This is a genomic window from Streptomyces sp. NPDC102259 (genome assembly GCF_044766465.1).
Taxonomy (GTDB): Bacteria; Actinomycetota; Actinomycetes; order Streptomycetales; family Streptomycetaceae; genus Streptomyces.
In genome coordinates this window covers 704485-728830 of record NZ_JBIWMA010000001.1, presented here as the reverse complement: position 1 = coordinate 728830, position 24346 = coordinate 704485, and the positions used below count along the sequence as shown (strand labels likewise).

The window sequence follows — 24346 nt, the reverse complement described above, 5'->3', positions numbered from 1 at the left end:
ATACGATGAGCCGCATGGGTGACGTACTGGCCGGATTTCATGCCGCCTGGGAGTTCGAGTCCGACTCCGTCCTCATCCGCTACGAACGGGGGCTGCGCACGCCCAAACTGCTGTCGGCACTGGGCGAACGCCGGATTCCGCTGGCGGCCATCGGCCGGGTGACGCTGACCGAGGGCAGGCGTGGGACGGTCGTGCTCCGGGCGGAACCGAGGCCGGGAGCCGATCCGTTGATGGAGGCGGCGGCGGGACAGCTCAAGGAAGGGTGCGACCCGTACCGGCTGGTGCTGCCCGCCGAACGGGAGACGCTCGCCGAGTACTACGTCGACGAACTGCGGTCGCGGTTGACCGACTCCGGACCGACGGAACGGTTCCTGGTGGACGCGCCCGAGGCGCCGCTGTCCTTCAAGGCGTACGACGGCAAGGCCTCGTTCGACGGGCGCACCGTGCGGTTCCGGTGGTTCTGGACGGGGGCGTCGTCGGCGAAGTGGAAGGCCGGTGACCAGAGTTTCGCCGTGTCCGCGCTGAGCGGCGTCGAGTGGCGGTCGCCCGAGGTGTTCGAGGGGCATCTGCGGCTGCTGCGCGGCGAGGCCGCTCCGGCCCAGGCCGACCAGGATCCGGCGACCGTGGTCTTCGGGCTGGGGTACGGGCCGGTGCACGAATCACTGCCGTTCGCGGCGGCGGTCCTCGCGGCGGTCCGCGGACGCGGATCCACGGCGGCGGTCCAGGCGGCGACCGTCCCGGCAGCGGTCGCGCCGCGCCGGGACCCCGCCGACATCGCCGAGCGGATCCGGCACCTCGGGGAGCTGCACCTGGCCGGGCTGGTCACCGACGAGGAGTTCTCCGCGAAGAAGGCCGAGCTGCTGGCCGAGCTCTAGACCTGTCCGGCGGATCACGCCGGACAGGCCCTGGTCCTCAAGCCCCGGTCGTCAGGCCCTGGTCGTCACTCGCGGCCGGCGGAGGTGAACCTCATGTCCGGGTAGCGGTCGCCCGCCACCTTGCCGGCGATGGGCTCCAGCGACGCCAGCTCCTCAGGCGTCAGTTCGATGGTCGTCGCCGCCGTGTTCTCCTCGACCCGGGTGGGCCTGCGGGTGCCCGGGATCGGGACCACGGACAGGCCGTGGACCTGGGACTGCTGCTGTACCCAGGCCAGGGCGATCTGGCCGGGCGTCGCCCCGTGAGCCTCGGCTATCGCGCGGATCGGTTCCAGGAGTGCCCCGTTGGCCGCGGCGTTGTCGCCGGTGAAGCGGGGCTGCTGACGGCGGAAGTCGTCGGCGGTGAGGTCCTGGTCGGCGTTGGCGAAGGAGCCGGTGAGGAAGCCCCGGCCGAGCGGGGAGTACGCGACCAGGGTCACGCCCAGTTCGCGGGCCGCCGGAACCACCTGGGCCTCGATGTCGCGACTGAACAGCGACCACTCCGACTGCACCGCGGCGATGGGGTGGACCTCCTGGGCCGCGCGCAGCTCGGCGGCCGTCACCTCGCTCAGACCCAGCTGCTTGACCTTGCCCTCGCGCACCAGTTCGGCCATCACGCCGACGGTGTCCTCGATCGGCACGTTCACATCGCGCCGGTGCATGTAGTAGAGGTCGATGACGTCGACGTCCAGCCGCGTCAGACTCGCCTCGACGGACTGGCGGATGTAGGGCGCGTCGTTGCGGATGATCCGCCGGGTCGGGTCGTCCGGCGGGACCGCCAGCGCGAACTTGGTCGCGATCACGACCTCGTCGCGGTGGGCCTTGAAGAACGGGGAGAGGAACTTCTCGTTCTCGCCCGCGCCGTACGCGTCCGCCGTGTCGTACATCGTGACGCCGAGTTCCAGGGCGCGTTCCAGGGTGGCCTCGGACTCCTTCGCGTCCGTGGGGCCGTAGGCGAAGCTCATGCCCATGCAGCCGAGCCCCTGGACGCCGATCTCGGGGCCCTGTCCGCCGAGTCGTGCCGTCGGGATCCTGTGGTCGGTCATCGGGCGGTCCCTTCCGCTTCGTGGTGCCGGCCGCCGGTGGCGCCCGCATAGAACGTGATCTTCCGGTCGAGCACGGCGAGGGTGTCCTGGAGCTCGGCGATCCGGGCCCGGACGTCCCGCCGGGTCGCCTCCAGCAGCTCGTACCGCTCGCGGAACGTGCTCTCGCCCTCCCGCACCAGCTCGGCGTACCGCACCATGTCGGCGACCGGCATGCCGGTCAGCCGCAGCTTCCCGACGAGGTCGAGCCAGTCCAGGTCACGGTTGCTGTAGCGGCGCTGTCCGGTGTGCGAGCGGTCGATGTGGGACATCAGCCCGATCCGCTCGTACCAGCGCAGGGTGTGGGCGGTGAGGCCGGTGAAGGCGACGACCTCGCTGATCGTGTAGCTGTCCTGCCCGTCCGGACGGGGGTGCCGCGGGGGTGGCGCGGAGCAGACGTCCGGGGGGCTCAGGGTTTGCTCGATGGTCACGGGCGTGGTCTGCAACACCGTCATGACCTCCACGCTATGGCCTTGGAGTGCGCTCCAAGCAAGCGGAAACGGTAAGAAAACCGGGGAACGAGGCTTGATCACGCTGGTGGTGACGATCGAACTCGTCGTTCTCGGCGGACGGCCTCCACCGGCCCGCAGGCCGAACCGCCGCCCACGCCGCGTGAGGGGCTCTCCGCACCGGACCCCTTGATGGAACCGCTGCTCCGAGGCGCATAGGCTCGACGGCATGTCGCTCAAGAGCCTCGCGTCGATCGAGAACTGGCCGGTTTCCTCCGCCTCGGCGGGTGTCGTCCGGGCCGACGGTACGGTCCTGGGGACCCACGGCCCGGTCGACCGGCGTTTCCCGCTGGCCTCGGTCACCAAGCCGCTCGCCGCGTACGCGGCCCTCGTCGCGTACGAGGAAGGGGCGATCGAGCTGGACGAACCGGCCGGGCCGCCCGGGGCCACGGTCCGCCATCTCCTCGCGCACACCTCCGGGCTGGCCTTCGACGAGCACCGGGTGACGGCGCCCCCCGGGGAGCGGCGGCTGTACTCCAACGCCGGGTTCGAGCAGCTCGGCGACCATCTGGCGAAGGCCACGGAGATCCCGTTCGCGGAGTATCTGCGCCAGGCCGTGCTGGAGCCGCTGGGGATGACCGGCACCTCGCTGGAGGGCTCCCCGGCGAAGGACGGCGTCTCGATGGTCGAGGACCTGCTGCGGTTCGCGGCGGAGGTGCAGGCGCCCCGGCTGCTGGATCCGCGGACGGTGGCCGCGGCGATGACCGTGCAGTACCCGGGGACGAAGGGCGTGCTGCCGGGGTACGGGCACCAGAACCCCAACGACTGGGGGCTCGGCTTCGAGATCCGCGACGCCAAGTCGCCGCACTGGACGGGGAGTTCCTCCTCGCCGCGCACCTTCGGGCACTTCGGTCAGTCCGGTACGTTCCTGTGGGTCGATCCGGAGGCGGGCGTCGCCGGGGTCGCCCTCACGGACCGGGCGTTCGGGCCGTGGGCGGTCGAGGCGTGGCCCGCGTTCACGGACGCGGTGCTGGCGGAGCTCCGGGGCTGAACTCCTCGCCTCCCGGGCTGAACACCCACATCAGCAGCTCCGCGTCGGTCACGCCCACCGCCTCCACGTCCTTCGCGTCCGTGATGCGTGCCGCGTCCCCGGGCGCCAGCTTCTCGCCGTCCAGGCGGGCTTCGCCGCGTACGACGTGGACGTAGACGTGCGGCGCGTCCGGCACCGCCGTCCGCTCCCCCGCGCCCAGTCGCCGTACGTGCAGCATCGCGCCCGCCTCGGGGACGGCGTACGGGGTGGAGTCGGCGATGCCGTGGACCGTCTCGTAGGACGGGTCGCCCCCGGGGTCGAAGGGGGCCAGCCACATCTGGACGAAGGCCAGGGGCACGTCGGCGTCGTTGCGTTCCACGTGCCGTACGCCGCCCGCGGAGCTGAGCCGCTGCACGTCCCCGGGGCGGACCACGCTCTCGTGGCCGGCCGAGTCACGGTGGGTGAGCTCGCCCTCGACCACCCAGGTCACGATCTCGGTGTGGCTGTGGGGGTGTTCGTCGAAGCCGGCGCCGGGCGCGAGGCGCTCCTCGTTGCAGGCGATCAACGGGCCGAAGCGGAGGTTGCCGGGGTCGTAGTGGGAGCCGAAGGAGAAAGCGTGCCGGGTGTCGATCCCGGCGGCCGGGTCCCCGCCTCGGTAGCGCTCGTCGGCGCGCCGTACGTCCATCACGCGTCCACCGTAGACCCGTCGCCGCCCGTGCGACGACCGTGCGACGACCGCGTGCCGCCCCTCCCGCGACCCGGCAGCGCACGCCCCCGTCCCGATAAGGCAGTCTTGTCCCGTGCCCGAACCCGAAACCACTCACCCCGATCCCGCGGCGCACGCCGTCCACCCCCACCCCGCGACGCTGAAGCGGCTGGAGAAGTCCGCCGGAAGTCTCGCCGCCCAGGCCATCGCGCGGATGGACGAGACACTGTCGTGGTACCGGGCGATGCCACCGGAGAACCGTTCCTGGATCGGGCTGGTCGCCCAGGCGGGCATCGCCGCCTTCACCGAGTGGTTCCGGCATCCGGACGCCCCGCAGGCCATCTCCACGGATGTGTTCGGGACCGCGCCGCGCGAGCTGACCCGGGCCATCACGCTGCGGCAGACCGTCGAGATGGTGCGCACCACCATCGAGGTCATGGAGTCCGCGATCGACGAGGTCGCGGCCCCCGGCGACGAGAACGTACTGCGCGAGGCGCTCCTCGTGTACGCCCGGGAGATCGCCTTCGCCACCGCCCAGGTCTACGCCCAGGCCGCCGAGGCACGCGGCGCCTGGGACGCCCGGCTGGAGTCGCTCGTCGTGAACGCCGTGCTGAGCGGCGAGGCCGACGAGGGCGCGGTGAGCCGGGCCGCGGCGCTGGGGTGGAACGCGCCCGAGCACGTGTGCGTGGTCCTCGGGACCGCGCCCGACGGTGACTCCGAGCTCACCGTCGAGGCGATCCGGCGCGCCGCGCGACACGCCAAGCTCCAGGTCCTCACCGGGGTGCTCGGCTCCCGGCTGGTAGTGATCGCCGGTGGCAGCGACAACCCGCTCGCCGTCGCCAGGTCGCTGATCGGGCCGTTCGCCGCGGGATCCGTGGTGGCCGGACCCGTCGTACCCGACCTGCTCGCCGCGACCCGGTCCGCACAGGCCGCCGCGGCGGGGCTCAAGGCCGGTTCCGCCTGGCAGGACGCCCCCCGGCCGGTGCTGGCGGACGATCTGCTGCCCGAGCGCGCGATCGCCGGTGATCCCGGCGCGCGTGAGCAGTTGGTGGAGGAGATCTACAGACCGCTCGAAGAGGCTGGGTCCGCGCTCCTGGAGACGCTCGCCGTCTATCTCGAACAGGCGTCCAGCCTCGAAGGAGCCGCACGGATGCTCTTCGTGCATCCGAACACCGTGCGCTACCGGCTTCGACGTGTGACTGACGTCACCGGTTGGTCGCCCTCGGATGTACGCTCCGCGTTCACGCTCCGGATCGCGCTGATCCTGGGGCGCCTGGTCGACGGCGATCCCCAGACCTAGGCTTTTGTCGGGGCTCCACAAAACCCCCTGCCGTTCTTCGTCCCAGTCCCCACGGGCGGCTTTGGCCGTCCACAAGAGAGAGTGTGAGAGTGCTCGTACTCGTCGCTCCCGGCCAGGGCGCCCAGACGCCCGGCTTCCTGACCCCCTGGCTCGAACTCCCCGGTGCCGCCGCCCGCGTCGCCGCGTGGTCGGACGCCATCGGCCTGGACCTCGCCCACTACGGCACCCAGGCCGACGCGGACGAGATCCGTGACACCTCGGTGGCCCAGCCGCTGCTGGTGGCCGCCGGAATCCTGTCCGCCGCCGCGCTCGGCGACCTCTCGGACATCGCGCCCGGCGCCGTCGCCGGCCACAGCGTCGGCGAGATCACCGCCGCCACCTTCGCCGGAGTCCTCGACGACACCGCCGCGCTGACCCTCGTACGCAAGCGCGGCCTGGCCATGGCCGACGCCGCCGCGATCACCGCGACCGGCATGTCCGCGCTGCTCGGCGGCGACCCCGAGGTCTCCCTCGCGCACCTGGAGAAGCTGGGGCTGACCCCGGCGAACATCAACGGCGCGGGCCAGATCGTCGCCGCGGGCACGCTGGAGCAGCTCGCCGCGCTGAACGAGGACAAGCCCGAGGGCGTCCGCAAGGTCGTCCCGCTGAAGGTCGCCGGCGCCTTCCACACGCGCCACATGGCGCCCGCCGTCGAGACCCTCGCCAAGGCCGCCGTGGAGCTCACGCCGGCCGACCCGAAGATCCGTTACGTCTCCAACCGGGACGGGCAGTCCGTCGCCACCGGCGCCGAGATCCTGGAGCGGCTGGTCGGCCAGGTCGCCAACCCGGTCCGCTGGGACCTGTGCATGGAGACCTTCAAGGAGCTCGGCGCGACCGCGCTGATCGAGGTCTCCCCCGGCGGCACGCTGGTCGGCCTCGCCAAGCGCGCCCTGCCCGGTGTGAAGACGCTGGCGCTGAAGACCCCCGACGACCTCGACGCCGCTCGCGCGCTCATCGCCGAGCACGGCGTCGCCTGAGGAGCCCTGATGGCGAAGATCAAGCCCAGCAAGGGCTCCCCGTACGCACGCATCCTCGGTGTCGGCGGCTACCGGCCCGTCCGGGTCGTCCCCAACGAGGTGATCCTCGAGACGATCGACTCGTCCGACGAGTGGATCCGCTCGCGCTCCGGCATCGAGACCCGGCACTGGGCGAACGACGAGGAGACCGTCGCCGCCATGTCGGTCGAGGCGTCCGGCAAGGCCATCGCCGACGCCGGGATCACCGCCCAGCAGATCGGCGCGGTGGTCGTGTCGACCGTCTCGCACTTCAAGCAGACGCCGGCCGTCGCCACCGAGATCGCCGACAAGCTCGGCACGAACAAGGCCGCCGCCTTCGACATCTCGGCCGGCTGCGCGGGCTTCGGCTACGGCCTGACCCTCGCCAAGGGCATGGTGGTGGAAGGTTCCGCCGAGTACGTGCTCGTGATCGGCGTCGAGCGGCTGTCCGACCTGACCGACCTGGAGGACCGCGCGACGGCCTTCCTGTTCGGCGACGGCGCGGGCGCGGTCGTGGTCGGCCCGTCCAAGGAGCCGGCGATCGGCCCGACGGTCTGGGGCTCCGAGGGCGACAAGTCGGAGACCATCAAGCAGACCGTGCCGTGGACGGAGTACGACAGCTCCGGCAAGTTCCCCGCGATCACGCAGGAGGGCCAGGCGGTCTTCCGCTGGGCCGTCTTCGAGATGGCGAAGGTCGCCAAGGAGGCGCTGGACGCCGCCGGCATCTCCGCCGACGAACTCGACGTCTTCATCCCGCACCAGGCCAACGAGCGGATCATCGACTCGATGGTGAAGACTCTCAAGCTGCCGGAGACCGTCATGGTCGCCCGTGACGTGCGCACCACCGGCAACACCTCGGCCGCCTCGATCCCGCTCGCGATGGAGCGGCTTCTGGCGACCGGCGAGGCGAAGAGCGGCGACACCGCGCTCGTCATCGGATTCGGGGCGGGTCTCGTCTACGCCGCCACTGTCGTTACCCTCCCCTAGGCACTCCGTGCCGGATCAACCGGTCCGGTGCGGGAGACACCCCATGCCACACCCTCTGGAATATCAAAGAAGGAGCGCCAAATGGCCGCCACTCAGGAAGAGATCGTCGCCGGTCTCGCAGACATCGTGAACGAGATCGCCGGCATCCCGGTTGAGGACGTCCAGCTGGACAAGTCCTTCACCGACGACCTGGACGTCGACTCGCTGTCCATGGTCGAGGTCGTCGTCGCCGCCGAGGAGCGCTTCGAGGTCAAGATCCCGGACGAGGACGTCAAGAACCTCAAGACCGTCGGCGACGCGACGAGCTACATCCTCAAGAACCAGGCCTGATCCATCGGTCCCCTGGGCTGAACTGCCCCGCCACCCGGCGGTGGCGCCGCTGAATCCTCGCAACGTTGGAGAAAGAATCCGTGAGCCCGACCAATCGCACCGTGGTCGTCACCGGTATCGGCGCAACCACACCGCTGGGTGGCGACGCAGCCTCTACCTGGGAGGGTCTGGTCGCCGGTAAGTCCGGTGTCAAGGTCCTGGAGCAGGAGTGGGCGGCCGAGCAGGCCGTCCGTATCGCGGCCCCGGTCGCGGTGGAACCCCTCGAGGTCATCCCGCGGCCGCAGGCCCGCAAGCTGGACCGCTCGGCGCAGTTCGCGCTGATCGCGGCCCAGGAAGCCTGGAAGGACGCCGGTTTCTCCGGCAAGGCCGGTGAGGAAGGCAGCGAGGGCGATGTCGACCCCGACCGGCTCGGCGCGGTCATCGCCTCCGGCATCGGCGGCGTGACCACCCTGCTCGACCAGTACGACGTGCTGAAGGAGAAGGGCGTCCGCCGCGTCTCCCCGCACACCGTGCCCATGCTGATGCCGAACAGCCCCTCCGCCAACGTGGGTCTGCTCGTGGGCGCCCGCGCGGGCGTGCACACGCCGGTCTCGGCGTGCGCGTCGGGCGCGGAGGCCATCGGCTACGCCATCGAGATGATCCGTACGGGCCGCGCCGACATCGTGGTCGCCGGCGGTACGGAGGCGGCGATCCACCCGCTGCCCATCGCCGCGTTCGGCAACATGATGGCGATGTCCAAGAACAACGACGACCCGCAGGGCGCCTCGCGTCCCTACGACGTCGCCCGCGACGGTTTCGTCATGGGCGAGGGCGCCGGCGTGATCGTCCTGGAGTCCGCCGAGCATGCCGCGCAGCGCGGGGCCCGGGTGTACGCGGAGGCGGTCGGCCAGGGCATCTCCTCCGACGCCCACGACATCGTGCAGCCGGAGCCCGAGGGCCGCGGTATCGCGCAGGCCCTGAAGAACCTGCTGGACAGCACCGACCTGGACCCGGCGGAGATCGTGCACGTCAACGCGCACGCCACCTCGACGCCGGCCGGTGACGTCGCCGAACTGAAGGCGCTGCGCAAGGTGTTCGGTGACGAGGCCGATCACATGGCGGTCTCCGCGACCAAGTCGATGACCGGTCATCTGCTGGGTGGCGCGGGCGGTGTGGAGTCCGTCGCGACGGTCCTCGCGCTGTACAACCGGGTCGCTCCGCCGACCATCAACGTCGAGAACCTCGACCCCGAGGCCGAGGCCAACGCGGACATCGTGCGGGGCGAGGCGCGCAAGCTGCCCGTCGAGGGCCGTATCGCCGCCCTGAACGACTCGTTCGGCTTCGGTGGACACAACGTGGTGCTGGCGTTCCGCACGGTCTGAGCGGCGCCTGTACACAACCGAAGGGGCCCCACCTGCGAAGGTGGGGCCCCTTCGGGCTGTTCCGGTCTCACACGGGCTGTTCCCGGTCTCAGACGACCTGGTGCAGCCAGCGCACCGGAGCCCCTTCGCCCGCGTATCTGAACGGTTCCAGCTCGTCGTCCCACGGCTTGCCGAGCAGTTTGGAGAGTTCGGCCTCCAGGTCCGTCTCGCCGCGCTGGCTGCGCAACAGGGCGGCGCGCAGCCGGTCCTCGGGGATCAGGATGTCGCCGTGGATGCCGGTGACTGCGTGGAAGATGCCCAGGTCGGGCGTGCAGCTGTAGCGCTCGCCCTCGGCGGTGGCGCAGGGCTCGGCGGTGACCTCGAAGCGCAGCAGGTGCCAGCCGCGCAGCGCGGAGGCCAGCTTGGACGCGGTGCCGGCCTCGCCCTTCCAGGAGAACTCCGAGCGCCAGGTGCCGGGCGCGGCGGGCTGCCGGATCCAGTCGAGGCTGACGCGCGTGCCGAGCACCCCGGCGACGGCCCACTCGACGTGTGGGCACAGCGCGCGCGGCGCGGAGTGCACGTACAGAACTCCACGTGTCGTCACCGGGACCTCCGGGCAGAGCGGGACAGTCTTGCAGGCCGGCATGGCTGCGGTGGCAGGCAGCCGCGTTGATGGCGAGGCTACCGTGCGGCGGCGCAAGGAGTGTGACGTACCGTCGGTCCCAGTGCCGTGAAACCTCCGCCATTCACTCGGCAGGACGCCTGTACGGGCGTGAGGCGTTCCGTCTTGTGGGTGTGATTCGCCGGGAACTCCCGCGCGTTGTCATAGAGGGGCGTTGTTCGAGGAGCGAGGGGAACACGAGCGGATGCGGAAACGGAACCGGCACGCGCGGGCCGTGCTCGCGGGCACGACGGCGGCCGTCCTGGGCCTGGCCGGCTGTGACGCACTGGGGGGCGGCGATGCCGAGGGGTCCTCGGGCACCCAGGCCCGGCAGACGAAGCCGTCGCCGTCGCCGACCCCGTTGTGGGACTCCAGTCCTTCCTCGGTGGCGGCGGTGGGTGACTCCATCACGCGTGGCTTCGACGCGTGTACGGTGCTCGCGGACTGCCCCGAGGTGTCCTGGGCGACCGGCGACAGCGCCGAGGTGAACAGTCTCGCCGTCCGGCTGCTGGGCGCGGCGAAGGCGGCCACGCACAGTTGGAACTACGCGGTGACCGGGGCGCGGATGGCGGACCTGCCGGCCCAGATGACGCAGGCGGCGGCCGAGAAACCGCAGTTGGTGACGGTGATGGCGGGGGCGAACGACGCGTGCCGGGAGTCGACGGCGGCGATGACGTCGGTGGCCGACTTCCGGGCGGAGTTCCAGGACGCGCTGAGCACGCTGCGCCGGGCGCTGCCGAAGACCCAGGTGTATGTGACGAGCGTGCCGAACCTGAAGCGGCTGTGGTCGCAGGGGCGGACGAACGTGCTGGGCAAGCAGGTGTGGAAGCTGGGCCTGTGCCCGTCGATGCTGGGCGACGCGGACGCGCTGGACGCGGCGGCGACCACGCGGCGGGAGACCGTGCAGAAGCGGGTGGAGGACTACAACTCGGTGCTGGCGGAGGTCTGCGCCAAGGACGTGCGGTGCCGGTTCGACGGCGGGGCGGTGTACGACTTCAGGTTCGGTACCGACCAGTTGAGCCACTGGGACTGGTTCCACCCGAGCAAGGACGGACAGGCGCGGCTCGCTGAGCTGGCCTATCGGGGGGTCACCGCGAAGGTCTCGTGATTTAGGGTTTCGCTCATGAGCGAACACTTCGGGACACTTTCCGACGGCACTGAGGTCCACCGCTGGACGCTGGAGCGGGCGGGCACGCGGGTGCGGGTCCTCTCGTACGGCGGGATCGTACAGTCCGTCGAGGTCCCGGACCGGGACGGGCGCGCGGCGAACGTGGTGCTGGGGTTCGCGGACCTGGAGGGCTATCTCGCGCACCCCGAGCCCTTCCTCGGCGCGCTGATCGGGCGGTACGCCAACCGGATCGCGCACGCCCGCTTCCCGCTGGACGACGTGACGTACGCGCTGGAGCCGAACAACGCGCCGAACTCGCTGCACGGCGGCCCGCGCGGCTTCGACAAGCGGGTGTGGGACGTCGTGCCGGTCGAGCACGGGCTGCGGCTCAGCAGGGTCGCGCCGCACGGCGAGGAGGGCTTCCCGGGCCGCCTCGAGGTGACGGCGACGTACACGCTCGACGCGTCGGGGGCGCTGCGGTTCGTGTACGAGGCGGTCACGGACGCGCCGACGGTGGTGAACCTGACCAACCACAGCTACTTCAACCTGGGCGGTCCGGGGAGCGGCGGCTCGGGCGGCCACGAACTGCGGCTGGCCGCCTCCCGGTACACGCCGGTGGACGCGGACCTGATCCCGACGGGTGAGCTCGCGCAGGTGGCGGACGGCCGCTTCGACTTCCGTTCGGCCCGCAAGGTCGGCGCCGGCTACGACCACAACTTCGTGCTCGACAAGGGTGTCACGGACACCCCTGTGGAGGTGGCCGAGCTGCACGATCCGGCGTCCGGGCGAGTGCTGACGGTGGCGACCACCGAGCCGGGGCTCCAGCTGTACACCGCCGACCACCTGGGCGAGCCCTTCGAGCCCGGCGAGGGCGTCGCGCTGGAGACCCAGCACTTCCCCGACTCGCCGAACCGGCCGGAGTTCCCGAGCACCGTGCTGCGGCCGGGGGCCGCGTACCGGTCGGAGACGGTGTACGGCTTCTCGCTCCGGTAGGGGCGGCGGGCGACCGGCGCGGCGCGCGGCCGGGAAGGATGTTGCCCCGGTCCAGGGGTCAGGTCCCGGACCGGGGCTGTCAGTGGGGCGACGGGCGCCGGTTCACACGTTAATCGCCGCGGTGATCCTGCGGTCGGCGATCGAGCGGCCCACCTGAATTTCGTACGAACCTTTCACAAAGGACCACCGGTGGTCCGCCTCGTCCCACACCTCGAAGGCACGGTCCGGGATCTCCACGGTGACCTCGACGCTCTCCCCGGGGCCCGCCTCGACTCCGGCGAAACCGGCCAGCCAGCGGGCCGGGCGTTCGGGGGCCGGGGCCGTCCCGGTGGGGGCGAGGTAGAGCTGCACGACCTCGCGCCCCGGCCGCGCGCCGCTGTTGCGGATCCGCACGGTGACCGTGGAGCCGGTGATGTCGACCGACTCGTACGTCCAGTCGGTGTAGCCGAGGCCGTGGCCGAAGGGGTGGGCCGGGGTGCGGTGCGCCTTCTCCCAGGCGCGGTAGCCGATGAAGACGCCCTCGGTGTAGGTGAGTTCGCCGTCGGTGGGGGTGACCTCGGTGACGGGGGCGTCCTCGAGGGAGCCCCAGGTGGTGGGGAGCCGGCCGCCGGGTTCGTGGGCGCCCGTCAGGACGTCCGCCAGGGCCGCTCCGCCCTCCTGACCGGGGAACCAGGTGAGCAGGACGGCGGCGACGTCCTCGCGCCACGGCATTTCCACCGGGGAGCCCGCGTTGACGACCACGACGGTGCGGGGGTTGGCGGCGGCGACGGCACGGACCAGGTCGTCCTGCCGGCCGGGGAGGCGGAGATCCTTGCGGTCGAAGCCCTCGGACTCCACGCGTTCGGTGGTGGCGACCACGACGACGGCCGTGTCGGCGGCCCCCGCCGCCCGGGCCGCCTCGGCGATCAGCTCGTCGGGGTCGCGCTGCGGCTCCTGGTGGGCCAGGGCGAAGGCGATGGCCTTGAAGGGGATGCCCTCGGGGAGCGCGAAGACATGGGTGAGGGAGACCTCGACCGGTTCGCCGGCGGTCAGTCGCGCCTCGGCGCGGGGCACCGGGGCGCCGAAGAACGCCTCGAAGGGGTCGCCGTCGTCGGCGGGACGCTGGACGTCGTCGTAGTACGTCGTCCCGCCGACCGTGAGGGTGAAGCCGCCCGTGCCCTTGATGCCGAAGGTGTGCGTGCCGCTCTCGCGCGGGGTGAAGGCGCCGGTCAGCTCGACCGTGTGGACGGTGTCGTGGGTGACGCCGTCGGGGAGGTCGGTGCCCATCCACTGGATCAGGCCGTTCGGCGCGGACCGGGTGCCGATGACGGTTCCGGCGGCGTCGCGGCAGACCGCCCGCAGCGAGAAGCCCTTGTCGGCGACGGCGAGTTCGGTGGTGGGGTCGGCGCCGACGGCGTAGCTGAGAGCACCCTCGGGGAGCGCGGCGGTGAGGCCGTCGAGCGGGGAGACCGTGCGGGCCGGGAAGACGGTCGCGGAGCCGCCGCCGAGGACCCGGGCGTCGCGGGCGGCCGCGCCGATGAGGGCGACGGTGCCGGGCCCGAGCGGCAGCGCGTCGTCCTCGTTGCGGACCAGGACGAAGGAGCGGCGGGCCAGTTCGCGGGCCAGGGCCTCGCCGTCGACGGGGGCGGGCGGCCGGGCGACGGCGGGTTCGGCGTCCGCGAGGGCGCCGACGCGGGCGGCCAGGCGCAGGACGCGGCGTACGGCCTCGTCGACCTCGGACTCGTCGAGCCGCCCGTCGCGTACCGCCTCCGCGAGGGCCTCGCCGTAGACGGTCCGCGGTCCGGGCATGGCGACGTCGAGGCCGCCCTTCAGCGCGCCCACGGTGTCGCGGGCGGCCATCCAGTCGGAGACGTTGAAGCCGTCGAAGCCCCACGCGTCGCGCAGGACCTCGTTCACGAGGTGGCGGTGCTCGGTCATCGTCGTGCCGTTGACCGTGTTGTAGGCCGTCATGACGCCCCAGGGGCGGGCCTTCTCGACGATGGCCTCGAAGGGGGCCAGGTACAGCTCGCGCAGGGCGCGTTCGCCGACCAGGTTGTTCACGGTGAAGCGGTCCGTCTCGGCGTCGTTGGCCACGAAGTGCTTGACGGTGGTGCCGACCCCGCCGGACTGGACGCCGTTCACATAGCCCGCGCCGATCACCCCCGTCAGATACGGGTCCTCGCTGTAGGCCTCGAAGTGACGGCCGCCGAGCGGGGAGCGGTGCAGGTTGACCGTGGGGGCGAGCAGGACGTGGACGCCCTTGCGGCGGGCCTCCTGGGCGAGGAGGACGCCGGCGCGGTGGGCGAGCTCCGGGTCCCAGGTGGCCGCGAGGGCGGTCGGGGAGGGCAGCGCGACGGACGGGTCGTCGGCGGTCCAGCGCACGCCTCGGACCCCGATCGGGCCGTCGGACATGACGAGGGACTTCAGCCCGATCTCCGGCAGCGCGGGCAGCGACCACATGTCCCGGCCGGCCAGCAGCCGGGTCTTGGCGTCCAGGTCGAGTGTGCCGAGAGCCGTCTCGACGGCCGCTTCCGTTACCGCCTCGGTTCCCGCCTCGGTTCCCGCCATGGCGGTGCCTCCTCGTTGAGTGCCGGTGCAACGCCTCCATCGTGCACGGGCCACCTGTAGAGCGGTAGGTTTCGTTACCTTGACGTTATGCAGAGGGATCCGAATGCCGTACCGTGACGGCATGAGCGCCAGGACCAGGAGCGAGGAGCGACGGGCCGAGATCGTGCGGGCCGCCCTCGGGGTGATCGCCGAACGCGGTTACCGTGGCGCGAGCCTGGCCGCGGTCGCCGAGCGGGTGGGACTGACCCAGCAGGGGCTGCTGCACCACTTCCCGACGAAGGACGCGCTGCTGGTTGCGGTGCTCCAGGAACGCGACCAGTGGGACGCCGTGCCGGACACCCGGTGGCGGGTGGACCTGCTGGCCTCGCTCGTCGAGTACAACGCGATGCGGCCCGGCATCATCCAGACCTTCTCGGCGCTGCTCGGCGAGAGCGTCACCGAGGGGCATCCGGCGCGGGACTACTTCACCGAGCGGTACACCCGGGTGCGGGCGAGCATGGCGGCGGTGCTGCGCACCGAGTACGGCGACCGCCTCCCGAACGGCCTCACCCCGGAGCGCACGGCTCCGCTGCTGGTGGCGGTCATGGACGGGCTCCAGTACCAGTGGCTGCTGGACCCGGACTCGGTGGACATGCCGGGGGCGTTCCGGGACTTCCTGCGGCTGCTGGGCGAGGACGAACCCGACCGGCCGGCCTAGGCCTCCGTACCGGGGCCGCCGGGCCGGGCCGCGGGCACCGCCGCCACCACCTCCACCTCGATCAGCGCCTCGGGACGGAACAGCCGGGACACCTCGAAGGTCATGCTGGTCGGCGGGGTGCCGGTGAGGAACTCCCGGCGTACGGCGCCGTATTCGGCGAGCCGTCCGATGTCGGTGAGGTAGGTGCGGATGTTGATGACGTCCGCCAGGCCCGCCCCGTGCGCCCTCAGCAGGGCGTCGATCGTCTCGAACACGCCCCGGCTCTGCTCGGCGAGCGTGGCGCCCTCGGCGATCTGCCCGGAGAGGAACAACAGGGCGCTGCCGTCCGCCTGTTGAAGGCGGGCGACCTGGGAGTAGTAGGGGCTCAGGGGCTGGGGGGCGCCGGCCGGGTTGTCGAGGGTGATCTCCATGTCCCGACGCTAGGACGGGACTTGCGATGCGACAAGCGAATGTCCAGCATGGCTGCCATGCCGGATCCGCACCGCACGAGCCTGCCCGAACTCTCGACCGTCTGGCTGGGGGCGTTCATCGAGGTCGTCCGCCACGGCTCGTTCACCGTCGCCGCACGGACCCTGGGGTGGACCCAGTCCGCGGTGTCCCGGCAGATCTCCTCGCTGGAGGCGGCCCTGGGCGGGGGTCCGCTCTTCGACCGGCTGCCCCGAGGGGTGCGGTTGACAGAGGCCGGGCGGGCGCTGGTGCCGTACGCCGAGTCCGTCGCCGAGGCCCTGCACGGTGCGCGGCGCGAGCTGGCCGCGCTGCGGGAGGGCGCCGGCGGGCGGCTGCGGTTCGGGGCGTTCGCGACGGCGGACGCGGCGCTGGTGCCGCGCGCCCTGGCCGTGTTCCGGGACCGCTGTCCGGGTGTGCGCGTCACGCGGGAGGAGGGGCTCACCCCGGCCCTGCTGGAGCGGCTCGGCGCCGGACACCTCGACGTGGCGGTGGTGTCCACGACGGGCCGCGCGGCGCTGGAGTCGTACGCGCTGCGTCGCCTCCTGGACGAGTCCCTGTACGTCGCCGTCCCGGCCGCGCATCCCCTCGCGGGTCGCGGTGGACCGGTGCGACTGGGCGAACTCGCCGACGCCGACTGGGTGTCCGGCTCCGCCCGGCCCGAGGGCACCCTCCTCGACGCGGCACTGCGGGAGGGCTTCCGGCCGCGGGTGGCGCACGTCGTCGCCGAGTGGACCGCCAAGCAGGGCTATGTCGCCGCGGGCCTCGGCGTCGCGCTGGTGCCGGCGCTCGCCGCCTCGTCCGTACGGCCGGACGTCGTGCTGCTGCCGGTGCTCGACGAGGGCGCCCCGGCGCGGGCGGTGTACGCGGCGACGGAACGGGGGCGGTCGCTCACTCCGGCGGCGGAGGCGTTCGTCACCGCACTGCGGGAGGCGGCGACGGCGATCCCCGGCGGCATGGCGTAGACCACTTCCGTCACGGGATACTTCCGCCGTCCCACCCCACGCTCTCCCCCACAGCGACGGAAGGACCTCCACCCCGTGCATTCCGCATACTCCGGACACTCCGCACACTCCGCACACTCCGCGCACTCCCTACGCCTGCGCGTCGGCGTTCTCGGTCTGGCCCTGTCGGCCGGGCTCGTCCTCCCCACCAGCGCCACTGCCGCCACCGCCACGGTGCCCAGCCCCACGGTCGAGGAACAGCGCCTGACGCAGGCCGTTCCCCAGGAGATCCTCACCCGGTCCGGGTTCGACACGGTGGCACCGCGCTTCGCCCGGCTGTTGGAGACCTCGCACTCCTACGCCCAGGCCCGTCGGGTCGTCACCCGCGAGGGCGCGGCCCTGTGGCGGCGGGCGGTGGACCGGGTCCAGGGGCGCGGGCCCGCCGGCGGGGACCTCAGCCGGGACGACGACCGCCCGCTCTACTGGGCGCGGCTCGGCATGACGAGCGAAGTGCGCACCTGGCAGCCCGGCTTCGCGGTCACCGACGGCCAACGGACCGCCCTGCTCGACGCCTTGGAACGCACCTCGCGCGGTCAGAGCGACCTGCACTACCCCCGACACGCCAAGGGATTCAAGCGTGTTCTGGTCACCGGCTTCGACCCGTTCACCCTGGACCGGGACATCCGGATCTCCAACCCGTCGGGGGCTGCGGCACTCGCCCTCGACGGCACGGTGATCCAGACCGCGGACGGCCCGGCGCGGGTGGAGACCGCCATGTTCCCGGTGCGCTGGCAGGACTTCGCGGAGCAGACGGTGGAGCGCGCCCTGCGGCCGTATCTGCCGCACGTCGACCTGTTCACCACCGTCAGCCAGGGCCGCGTCGGCCGCTTCGACGTGGAGCGCACCAACGGGGCCTGGCGGGGCGGCTTCCCCGACAACGAGAACATTGGCCGGACGGAGACGGTCCCGGTCGCCGACCCCGCCTCGCAGCCGCAGTGGACGACCACGACGCTGCCGTACGCCGCGATCGTGGCGGCGGACACGGGCCGGTTCCCGGTCTACGACAACACGAGCGTCACCGAGATACCGGCTGGGGGTGCCCCCTCTGGGGGAGACGCCGAGCCCGTCGTACGGCCGGACGGGCCGACGGCGGGGTCGACCGCACGGGCCGGGGGCGGCGGGAACTACCTCTCCAACGAGATCGCCTACCGGGCCACCCTGCTGCGCGACCGGCTGGGGCTGCACGACAGCCTCCCGGGCGGGCATGTGCACACGCCGGTCCTCCAGTTCGCGGCGGGCAACACCCAGGACGTCACCGATCCCGAGTTCGTGCGGAACCGGCTGGACATCGTCGCCCAGGTACGGGCGATCCTCGCCGCGGCCGTGGAGGCCGGGCGGTAGGCCCCCGCTCGGTCGCCGGCGCTCGGTCGCCGGCATCGAGTCAGTGCGAGGGCGCCAGGGCCTGGCTGACGCCCAGGCCCGCCAGGACCGAGCCGATGACCGCGAAGTCGGCGCCGGGGGCGATGACCGCCGGCACGGTGATGAGGGCCACGGCGAGCAGCTCGGTCATGAGGTGGCGCTCTCCTCCTTCGGGGTGCCGGCCCCGTCGCCGTCGGAGATCTCCTCGCCGAGCAGCTCACGGGCCAGCAGGGTGGCCCCCGCGACCGCGCCCGGCATCAGGAACACCGCGACGACCGGCACCAGGAAGGCCAGCCCCAGGGGGGTGCCGAAGCCCCAGATCAGGGCCTTGCGGGAGCGGAGCAGGGCGAGCCGGGCCCGCAGGTCGACGCCCCGGCGCTGGAGGGCGACGGAGGCGAGTTCCTGGGTGAGGAAGAAGCCCGTGACGAAGAAGCCGATCACCGGAACCACCGTCTGCCCGACGACCGGGATGAACCCGAGGGCGAACAGCAGCACGGCCCACAGCAGCGCGCGGCACAGGATGCGGAGGCTGTCGCGGCCGGAGATCCACAGTTCGCGCCAGAGCGGCAGCCCGGACTCGGGGGCCGTGCCGTCGGGCGAGACGTCCCGGTCGACCTTCTCGGAGAGGCTCTCGTAGAACGGCTGCCCGATGAGCAGGGTGACCGCGGTGAAGGTGAGGACGGCGAGCAGCAGGCCGAGGGCGAACAGCACGGCGACGAGGAAGCCGCGGAACAGTCCGCGCCAGGGGCTCGTCCAGTCGTCGGCGAACGGTGTCGACCACCCGACGAAGTCCTCGCCCCACACCGCGAGCGCCACCAGGGCCGCCGCGTAGAGGACAAGTGTGATCAGGCCGGGAACGAGTCCGAACCCGTACTGCTTGCCGTGCCGGGCCACCCACCGCTGGCCCTTCAGGAGGTACGTGAACCCCACCCCAAGATCGCGCATGGCCGAACTCTATCGGTCGTGCACATTTCATGACCGGCGGCCGCACGCCACGCGCCGCACGCCTGCGGCGGCCCTCGTGGGCCATCCGGGGCATCGGTGACACCAACACCTCCTCGACGCGGTTGAGTCGAACGGGTACACCTCGCCGTACCGATCTACAGAGGCAACGGTCTCGGCAGGTCCGGCGAGGTATTTCGGTGCGACGGCGTGGCACGGGGAGAAGCCGAGCTCGAAGGACTTGTCGGCACACGCGAGCAGTGGGCTGGTTGAGGAGAGCGGATGACTCGATTGACTGGGACGACGAGGGAGATCCACGGCACGGTCGCCGACGGATTCGAAGCGGTACGGGAGGCGTTCGCCACGTTCGTGGCGGAGGAGAAGCCCGACTACGAGGGCCAGTTGTGCGCCCATGTGCACGGGCGGCGAGTGGTCGACCTGTGGGTGCCCGGCGACGGCGCCGGCCCCGACTCGCTCTACGGCGTCTACTCGTCGACCAAGGGCGCTGCCCACCTGGTCGTCGCGCTCCTCGTCCAGGAGGGCACCCTGGAGCTGGACCGCAAAGTCACCTACTACTGGCCGGAGTTCGCGGCCGAGGGCAAGGGCGCGCTGACCCTGCGCGAGCTGCTCGCGCACCGGGCCGGGGTGATCGGCACGGACAGCGGGTTCTCGCCGCAGGAGCTGGCCGACGACCGGCAGATCGCCGAACGCCTCGCCGACCAGCGGCCGTTCTGGCGACCGGGCACCGCCTTCGGCTACCACGGGCTGGTCATCGGGGCGCTCACCGGCGAGGTCGTACGGCGGGCCACCGGCCGTACGCTCCAGGAGGTGTACGAGGAGCGGGTGCGCGTCCCGTACGGGCTGGACTTCTTCCTGGGGCTGCCCCGGGCGCACGAGCCGCGGTTCCGCACCGCTCAGCCGATGGCGCCGACCGCCGAGCAGCGGGCGCTGCTGGACTCCCTGCCGGGCGGGCCGCACACGCTCGCCGCCGTCGCCTTCAACCGGCACGCCGCCGAGCCGACCGACCTGGAACTCCTGCCGAACGACCCCCTGATCCGGGCCAAGGGGCCGGCCTCGGTGGGCGGGGTGGCCTCGGCGCGCGGGCTGGCCGGGCTGTACGCGGCGGCGATCAGCGAGGTCGGCGGGAAGGCGCCGCTGCTCAAGGAGGACACGGCGGCGGAGTTCGGACAACTGCACTCGGTGGGCTACGACGTGGTGGCGCGCTCGCACAAGTCGTACGGACTGGGCTTCCAGGCGACCGCCGACACCTGGCACCCGTTCCTCGGCGCCGGGGCCTTCGGCCACAGCGGGGCGGGCGGCTGCCAGGCCTTCGCGGATCCGCGCAGCGGTCTCGCCTACGGCTACACCCGGCGCCGGTTCGCCTTCCCGGGCGGCTCCGCCCCGGAGAACGACCGCCTGGCGGCAGCGGTGCACACGGCGGCCCTGACCACCGGCTGACGAACCTGCCTGCCGCGGCGATCCGCCGGGCCCCGACGGATCGCCGGGACAAGAGCGAAGGCCGCGCCCCACGTCCAGGGGTGCGGCCTTCGTCGTACGTGACGACCGGTCAGGGCGGTGTCACGGACCGGAGGTCAGAGCTTGACGATCATCTTTCCGGTGTTGTCGCCGCGCAGCACCCCGAGGAACGCCTCCAGGTTGTTCTCGATGCCCTCGACGACCGTCTCGCGGTACTTCAGCTCGCCGGAGCGGACCCAGGCGCCGACCTCCCGGACGAACTCCGGCTGGAGGTCGTAGTGGTCGCCGACCAGGAGGCCCTCGATACGGCCGCGGGTCGCGATGAGGCGGGCGAGGTTCTTCGGGCCGGGGGCCGGCTCGGTGTTGTTGTAGACGGAGATCATGCCGCAGATCACGATGCGGCCCTTCTCGTTGAGCGAGCCGATGGCCGCTTCGAGGTGATCGCCGCCGACGTTGTCGAAGTAGACGTCGACGCCGTCGGGAGCGGCCTCGCGCAGCTGCGCCGCGACGGGTCCGTTCTTGTAGTTGAAGGCGGCGTCGAAGCCGTACTCCTCGACGAGCAGCTTGACCTTCTCGTCGGAGCCTGCCGAGCCGATGACCCGGGAGGCGCCCTTCAGCCTGGCGATCTGGCCGACCTGGCTGCCGACGGCGCCGGCCGCGCCCGACACGAAGACGGAGTCGCCCTCCTTGAAGGAGCCGGTGCGCAGCAGGCCCGCGTAGGCGGTGAGACCCGTCATCCCGAGGACGCCGAGGTAGGTGGAGAGGGGCGCGGCCTCGGGGTCGACCTTGACGGCCTGCTTGGCGTCGAAGGTGGCGTACTCGCGCCAGCCGCCGAAGTGCAGGACGTGATCGCCGACGGAGACGCCCTCGGCGGCGGAGGCGACGACCTCGCCGACCGCCCCGCCCTGCATGACCTTGCCCAGCTCGAAGGGGGCCACGTACGACTTGGCCGCGCTCATCCGGCCGCGCATGTAGGGGTCGACGGAGACGTAGGCGTTGCGGACCAGCACCTCACCCGGGCCGGGCTGCCGGATCTCCGCGTCGGCCAGCTCGAAGTCCTCGGGCTTCGGCCAGCCGACGGGACGGCTGAGCAGACGCCATTCGCGGCTGGTGGTGGGGAGGGCCGACTCGGTCATGGGGGGCTGCCTTTCCTGCGCTCGCAAATGCTTCACTACCTGAAACAACCATGCTCCTGAATATTTCAGGATGTCAAGTAACGGGGTACCCTGAACGCATGCCCACCCCACATCCGGCCCCGCTCCCCGATGCCCTGACCATGGAGGTCGTCGGCCTGATCGGCGAGGTCGTGGCCCGCTACTACGAGGACTACGAGGAAGCCGCCGCAGGTCACGCCCTCACCGGCGCACAGGCGCGGCTGCTGAGCCTGCTCTCGCTGGAGCCGCTGCCGATGCGGAAGCTGGCGCAGAAACTGAAGTGTGAGCCGTCCAACGTGACCGGCATCGTCGACCGTCTGGAGTCCCGCGGCCTGGTCGAGCGGCGTCCCGATCCGGCCGACCGCCGGGTGAAGCTGGCGGCGGCCACGGTCGAGGGCCGGGAGATAGCCAAGGGGCTGCGCGAGTCGCTGCGGTTCGCGCGGGAGCCGCTGGCGGGACTGGCGGAGGAGGAGCGGGTGGCGCTGCGGGGACTGCTGCGGCGCATGCTGGGCACGGAGAGCGGCCAGGCCTGACGGCGAGGGGCCGGGGCGGGTGGCGCTGCGGGGGCTGCTGCGGCGCATGCTGGGCACGGAGAGCGGACAGGCCTGACGGCGAGGGCCGGCCGGGGGCGCGTCCTTGCGCCTCCCGGTTCCGCCTCAGTCGTCCGAACCACCCGAGTCGCCCGAGCCGCCCCAGCCCGACTTCCGCTTCCCGCGGTTGGCCTCGTGGAGCACTTCGCCGATCGTCACGGTCACGAGGGCCACGACGCGCACCCAGCGGGGGCCGCCCCGCTCCGCCCACCAGATGCAGGCGCAGCCGCCGATGACGAGGGCGAGGATCGCCGAGAGGACGAGCACGATCACGCTCCTCCCCCTCCTTCCGCTGTGAACTCGTACTGTAGTTCGTAGAGATGGCCCGCCTTCACCATCACGGTGGCCTCGACGGGGCGGTCGCCGTCACTGTGGATCAGGCGCAGGGTACGCAGGACCGGCATGCAGCTGGTGAGGCGGAGTGCCTGGTACTGGGCCTGGGTGGGGACCCGGGCGGAGATCCGGTCCGTGCTGCGCCGGGGCGGGTGGCCGAGCTCGGTCAGCAGGGCGGGCGTGCCGCCCCTGATCCTGCGGCGCTCGGCCAGCGGCGTGCCCCGGGCGATGTCCAGCGGGTAGTAGGACTCGACGAGTTCGGCGGGCTCGTCGTCGACGAGGAGTATCTGGCCGCGGAGCAGCGCGATGCCGTCGGCCGGGAGGTCGAGGGCGGCGCGGACGTCGGCGGGCGGGTGGCTCTCGGCCACGTCGAGAAGCTGGATGCGGGCGTGCGTGCCGTGCTTGGCCGCCTCGGTGAGCCAGCGGTAGGGCGCTCCGGGGCTGCCCGGCCTCATGAGCGTGGCGGGCCGGACGGTGCGCTGGCGGTGCTCGCGGACGGTGACGGCGGCGCCCGCCCTGCCGACCACCAGGCGTTCTTCCTTGAGGAGTTGCAGGGCCTTCTGGACCGTGGCGCTCGACGCCTCGAAGCGTTCCTTGAGCTGGGCGGTGGTGGGCAGGTTGGCGCCGGGGGCGAGCTCTCCGCTCATGATGTCGTCGCGCAGATCGGCCGCGATGCGCTCGTGCAGGGAGCGGCGGTCGACGGCTTCCGGGTCTGCCTTGGGCACGGTCATCCGATCCTGATCTGGTAGCGCAGCCTCTGCCGTAGGGCAGGCATCACCATACGGTCGACCTGGATCGGCCGGTCGGCGTGGTCCAGCGTGAGCCGGACGAGCCGCAGGACCGGTTCCTCGGGGGCGGTCCGCAGGACCCGGCGCTCCCCCTCGTCCGGGATCCCGGCCGTCACGTCCTCCCGCACAAGGACGCCGACGTGACCGAGCTCGGCGAGCAGGGTGAGGGCTCCGCCGGGGATCTTGGCGGTCCCGGCGAGACGGGTGCCCGCGGCTATGGCCGTCGGGTAGTACGTGTCGGTGAGCTCGCTGGGCTCCTCGTCGAGGAGGATCAGCCGTCGGCGTACGACGGCCGGCTCGCCCTCGGGGACGCCGAGCAGCGCCGCCACGTCGGCGGGGGCGGGCACCTCACCGGCGTACAGGATGCGCTGGGTGCCGCGCCGCCCCTGTGCCGCGGCCTCGGCCGCCCAGGCGTCGCCCTGCCCGGTGCCCCGTGGCGTCAGATACGGCAACGATGTGCTGACCCATCCGCTCGCATCCACGACTCCTCCTGTACGGCCGACCGTTCTTTCGACCCTGCCGCCCTACACGGTAGGCGACTTGACTCATCCGCCAACCGCCACCCTCAGCCACCATCAGCCACCCTTCACGACCTTGTTACCTTTCGCGAATAACAGTAAGGTTTCGCCGCAGGACGCCCCAGGACCACCGGAGGTGCCCCCGTGCCCCTGTCACGGCAACGTCGTTTCCCCCGCTCGCGCGCCTCCGTGCGGGCCGCCCGGGTCTTCGTCCACCAGGTGCTGAGCGACTGGGGCCGCGTCGACCGGCTGGACGACATAGAGCTGTGCGTGTCGGAGCTCGCCACGAACGCCCTGCTGCACGGGGTGCCCCCCGGCCGGCAGTACTGCGTGACCCTCACCCTGGACGGCCCCCTGGTCCGCCTCGCCGTACGCGACACCGGCGACCATCCCGTCCCCGCGTGCCCGCCGGCCCCCGACGCCTGTTCGGGCCGGGGCCTCTTCCTGGCGCGGGAACTGGCGGACGACCTGGGCATCACCGAACACCCCGTCGGCAAGACGGTGTGGGTGACCTTCAAGACGGAGAGCCGGCCCGGATCGCCCTGACGACGGCTCCCGGCCTC

Annotated in this window: 27 protein-coding genes; 15 read left to right on the top strand and 12 right to left on the bottom strand. The window is 72.1% G+C overall.

Annotated features, from left to right (window positions below; all coding sequences use genetic code 11):
- Positions 1-5 precede the first annotated feature (5 nt).
- A complete protein-coding gene (locus ACIRPU_RS03295; protein ID WP_403861594.1) occupies positions 6-875 on the top strand; it encodes a DUF4429 domain-containing protein in 870 nt (289 codons plus the stop codon).
- 65 nt (positions 876-940) lie between these two features.
- On the opposite strand, the gene ACIRPU_RS03290 is transcribed toward ACIRPU_RS03295, so the two are convergent.
- Both ACIRPU_RS03290 and ACIRPU_RS03285 read right to left on the bottom strand, forming a co-directional pair.
- A complete protein-coding gene (locus ACIRPU_RS03290; RefSeq protein ID WP_403860952.1) occupies positions 941-1957 on the bottom strand; it encodes an aldo/keto reductase in 1017 nt (338 codons plus the stop codon).
- Positions 1954-2448 carry a MerR family transcriptional regulator gene (locus ACIRPU_RS03285; protein WP_403860949.1) on the bottom strand — a complete coding sequence of 165 codons (495 nt, stop codon included), beginning with the start codon at positions 2446-2448 and terminating at the stop codon, positions 1954-1956. The genes ACIRPU_RS03290 and ACIRPU_RS03285 overlap by 4 nt, the downstream gene beginning before the upstream one ends.
- A 223-nt stretch (positions 2449-2671) precedes the next feature.
- Between ACIRPU_RS03285 and ACIRPU_RS03280 the strand changes: the two genes are divergently transcribed.
- Positions 2672-3493 carry a serine hydrolase domain-containing protein gene (locus ACIRPU_RS03280; protein WP_403860946.1) on the top strand — a complete coding sequence of 274 codons (822 nt, stop codon included), beginning with the start codon at positions 2672-2674 and terminating at the stop codon, positions 3491-3493.
- On the opposite strand, the gene ACIRPU_RS03275 is transcribed toward ACIRPU_RS03280, so the two are convergent.
- Positions 3459-4157 (bottom strand): pirin family protein, encoded by a 699-nt coding sequence (locus ACIRPU_RS03275; protein ID WP_403861591.1) that lies wholly within the window; start codon positions 4155-4157, stop codon positions 3459-3461. The two genes, ACIRPU_RS03280 and ACIRPU_RS03275, sit on opposite strands and share 35 nt — an antisense overlap.
- A gap of 115 nt (positions 4158-4272) precedes the next feature.
- Between ACIRPU_RS03275 and ACIRPU_RS03270 the strand changes: the two genes are divergently transcribed.
- The 5 genes from ACIRPU_RS03270 (at position 4273) to fabF (ending at position 9190) form a co-directional block, all read left to right on the top strand.
- Positions 4273-5478: a helix-turn-helix domain-containing protein gene (locus ACIRPU_RS03270; protein WP_355708420.1), complete on the top strand. Its 1206-nt coding sequence runs from the start codon at positions 4273-4275 to the stop codon at positions 5476-5478.
- A gap of 89 nt (positions 5479-5567) precedes the next feature.
- A complete protein-coding gene (locus ACIRPU_RS03265) occupies positions 5568-6494 on the top strand; it encodes an ACP S-malonyltransferase (protein ID WP_403860942.1) in 927 nt (308 codons plus the stop codon).
- A 9-nt stretch (positions 6495-6503) separates the two neighbouring features.
- Positions 6504-7499: a ketoacyl-ACP synthase III gene (locus ACIRPU_RS03260; RefSeq protein WP_403860939.1), complete on the top strand. Its 996-nt coding sequence runs from the start codon at positions 6504-6506 to the stop codon at positions 7497-7499.
- Positions 7500-7580: 81 nt separating this feature from the next.
- Positions 7581-7829: an acyl carrier protein gene (locus ACIRPU_RS03255; RefSeq protein WP_351753355.1), complete on the top strand. Its 249-nt coding sequence runs from the start codon at positions 7581-7583 to the stop codon at positions 7827-7829.
- An 80-nt stretch (positions 7830-7909) separates the two neighbouring features.
- Positions 7910-9190, top strand: a complete 1281-nt coding sequence (fabF, locus tag ACIRPU_RS03250) for a beta-ketoacyl-ACP synthase II (protein WP_403860936.1) — start codon at positions 7910-7912, stop codon at positions 9188-9190.
- An 88-nt stretch (positions 9191-9278) separates the two neighbouring features.
- Here fabF and ACIRPU_RS03245 read toward each other — a convergent pair whose 3' ends face one another.
- Entirely contained in the window at positions 9279-9773 is a 495-nt protein-coding gene (locus ACIRPU_RS03245) for a DUF3145 domain-containing protein (RefSeq protein ID WP_355708429.1), read from the bottom strand.
- A 262-nt stretch (positions 9774-10035) separates the two neighbouring features.
- Between ACIRPU_RS03245 and ACIRPU_RS03240 the strand changes: the two genes are divergently transcribed.
- Positions 10036-10938 (top strand): SGNH/GDSL hydrolase family protein, encoded by a 903-nt coding sequence (locus ACIRPU_RS03240; protein ID WP_403860933.1) that lies wholly within the window; start codon positions 10036-10038, stop codon positions 10936-10938.
- 15 nt (positions 10939-10953) lie between these two features.
- Positions 10954-11931 carry an aldose epimerase family protein gene (locus tag ACIRPU_RS03235; RefSeq protein WP_403860930.1) on the top strand — a complete coding sequence of 326 codons (978 nt, stop codon included), beginning with the start codon at positions 10954-10956 and terminating at the stop codon, positions 11929-11931.
- Positions 11932-12033: 102 nt separating this feature from the next.
- Here the strand turns inward: ACIRPU_RS03235 and ACIRPU_RS03230 are convergent, their stop codons facing one another.
- Complete coding sequence (locus tag ACIRPU_RS03230; RefSeq protein ID WP_403860927.1) at positions 12034-14478, bottom strand: glycoside hydrolase family 3 protein; 2445 nt, start codon at positions 14476-14478, stop codon at positions 12034-12036.
- A gap of 103 nt (positions 14479-14581) precedes the next feature.
- Between ACIRPU_RS03230 and ACIRPU_RS03225 the strand changes: the two genes are divergently transcribed.
- The gene (locus tag ACIRPU_RS03225) at positions 14582-15175 is read left to right on the top strand and encodes a TetR/AcrR family transcriptional regulator (RefSeq protein ID WP_403860924.1); all 594 of its coding nucleotides are present in this window, start codon (positions 14582-14584) and stop codon (positions 15173-15175) included.
- On the opposite strand, the gene ACIRPU_RS03220 is transcribed toward ACIRPU_RS03225, so the two are convergent.
- Positions 15172-15585: a RidA family protein gene (locus tag ACIRPU_RS03220; protein ID WP_403860921.1), complete on the bottom strand. Its 414-nt coding sequence runs from the start codon at positions 15583-15585 to the stop codon at positions 15172-15174. The two genes, ACIRPU_RS03225 and ACIRPU_RS03220, sit on opposite strands and share 4 nt — an antisense overlap.
- Before the next feature lie 57 nt (positions 15586-15642).
- Between ACIRPU_RS03220 and ACIRPU_RS03215 the strand changes: the two genes are divergently transcribed.
- Positions 15643-16584 (top strand): LysR family transcriptional regulator, encoded by a 942-nt coding sequence (locus tag ACIRPU_RS03215; protein WP_403860918.1) that lies wholly within the window; start codon positions 15643-15645, stop codon positions 16582-16584.
- A 75-nt stretch (positions 16585-16659) separates the two neighbouring features.
- Complete coding sequence (locus tag ACIRPU_RS03210; RefSeq protein ID WP_403860915.1) at positions 16660-17964, top strand: pyroglutamyl peptidase; 1305 nt, start codon at positions 16660-16662, stop codon at positions 17962-17964.
- Positions 17965-18004: 40 nt separating this feature from the next.
- Here ACIRPU_RS03210 and ACIRPU_RS03205 read toward each other — a convergent pair whose 3' ends face one another.
- Together ACIRPU_RS03205 and ACIRPU_RS03200 are read right to left on the bottom strand one after the other, a co-directional pair.
- Positions 18005-18133, bottom strand: coding sequence for a hypothetical protein (locus ACIRPU_RS03205; RefSeq protein ID WP_403860912.1), 129 nt, complete (start codon positions 18131-18133; stop codon positions 18005-18007).
- Positions 18130-18927: an EI24 domain-containing protein gene (locus ACIRPU_RS03200; protein WP_403860909.1), complete on the bottom strand. Its 798-nt coding sequence runs from the start codon at positions 18925-18927 to the stop codon at positions 18130-18132. Before ACIRPU_RS03200 ends, ACIRPU_RS03205 begins: the two co-directional genes overlap by 4 nt.
- A 279-nt stretch (positions 18928-19206) precedes the next feature.
- Between ACIRPU_RS03200 and ACIRPU_RS03195 the strand changes: the two genes are divergently transcribed.
- The gene (locus ACIRPU_RS03195; RefSeq protein WP_403860906.1) at positions 19207-20382 is read left to right on the top strand and encodes a serine hydrolase domain-containing protein; all 1176 of its coding nucleotides are present in this window, start codon (positions 19207-19209) and stop codon (positions 20380-20382) included.
- A 134-nt stretch (positions 20383-20516) separates the two neighbouring features.
- Here ACIRPU_RS03195 and ACIRPU_RS03190 read toward each other — a convergent pair whose 3' ends face one another.
- On the bottom strand, positions 20517-21536 hold the full coding sequence (locus tag ACIRPU_RS03190; RefSeq protein WP_403860903.1) for an NADP-dependent oxidoreductase: 1020 nt from the start codon (positions 21534-21536) through the stop codon (positions 20517-20519).
- A 98-nt stretch (positions 21537-21634) separates the two neighbouring features.
- Here ACIRPU_RS03190 and ACIRPU_RS03185 point away from each other — a divergent pair, with 98 nt between their 5' ends.
- Complete coding sequence (locus tag ACIRPU_RS03185; protein WP_403860900.1) at positions 21635-22087, top strand: MarR family winged helix-turn-helix transcriptional regulator; 453 nt, start codon at positions 21635-21637, stop codon at positions 22085-22087.
- A gap of 123 nt (positions 22088-22210) precedes the next feature.
- Here the strand turns inward: ACIRPU_RS03185 and ACIRPU_RS03180 are convergent, their stop codons facing one another.
- From ACIRPU_RS03180 to ACIRPU_RS03170, 3 genes are read right to left on the bottom strand one after another with little or no spacing between them, the layout of a single operon-like run.
- Complete coding sequence (locus ACIRPU_RS03180) at positions 22211-22417, bottom strand: hypothetical protein (protein ID WP_403860897.1); 207 nt, start codon at positions 22415-22417, stop codon at positions 22211-22213.
- Entirely contained in the window at positions 22414-23208 is a 795-nt protein-coding gene (locus ACIRPU_RS03175; protein ID WP_384119458.1) for a GntR family transcriptional regulator, read from the bottom strand. Before ACIRPU_RS03175 ends, ACIRPU_RS03180 begins: the two co-directional genes overlap by 4 nt.
- A complete protein-coding gene (locus ACIRPU_RS03170) occupies positions 23205-23747 on the bottom strand; it encodes a GntR family transcriptional regulator (RefSeq protein ID WP_403860893.1) in 543 nt (180 codons plus the stop codon). The genes ACIRPU_RS03175 and ACIRPU_RS03170 overlap by 4 nt, the downstream gene beginning before the upstream one ends.
- Before the next feature lie 180 nt (positions 23748-23927).
- Between ACIRPU_RS03170 and ACIRPU_RS03165 the strand changes: the two genes are divergently transcribed.
- Complete coding sequence (locus ACIRPU_RS03165) at positions 23928-24329, top strand: ATP-binding protein (protein WP_355705658.1); 402 nt, start codon at positions 23928-23930, stop codon at positions 24327-24329.
- Positions 24330-24346 lie beyond the last annotated feature (17 nt).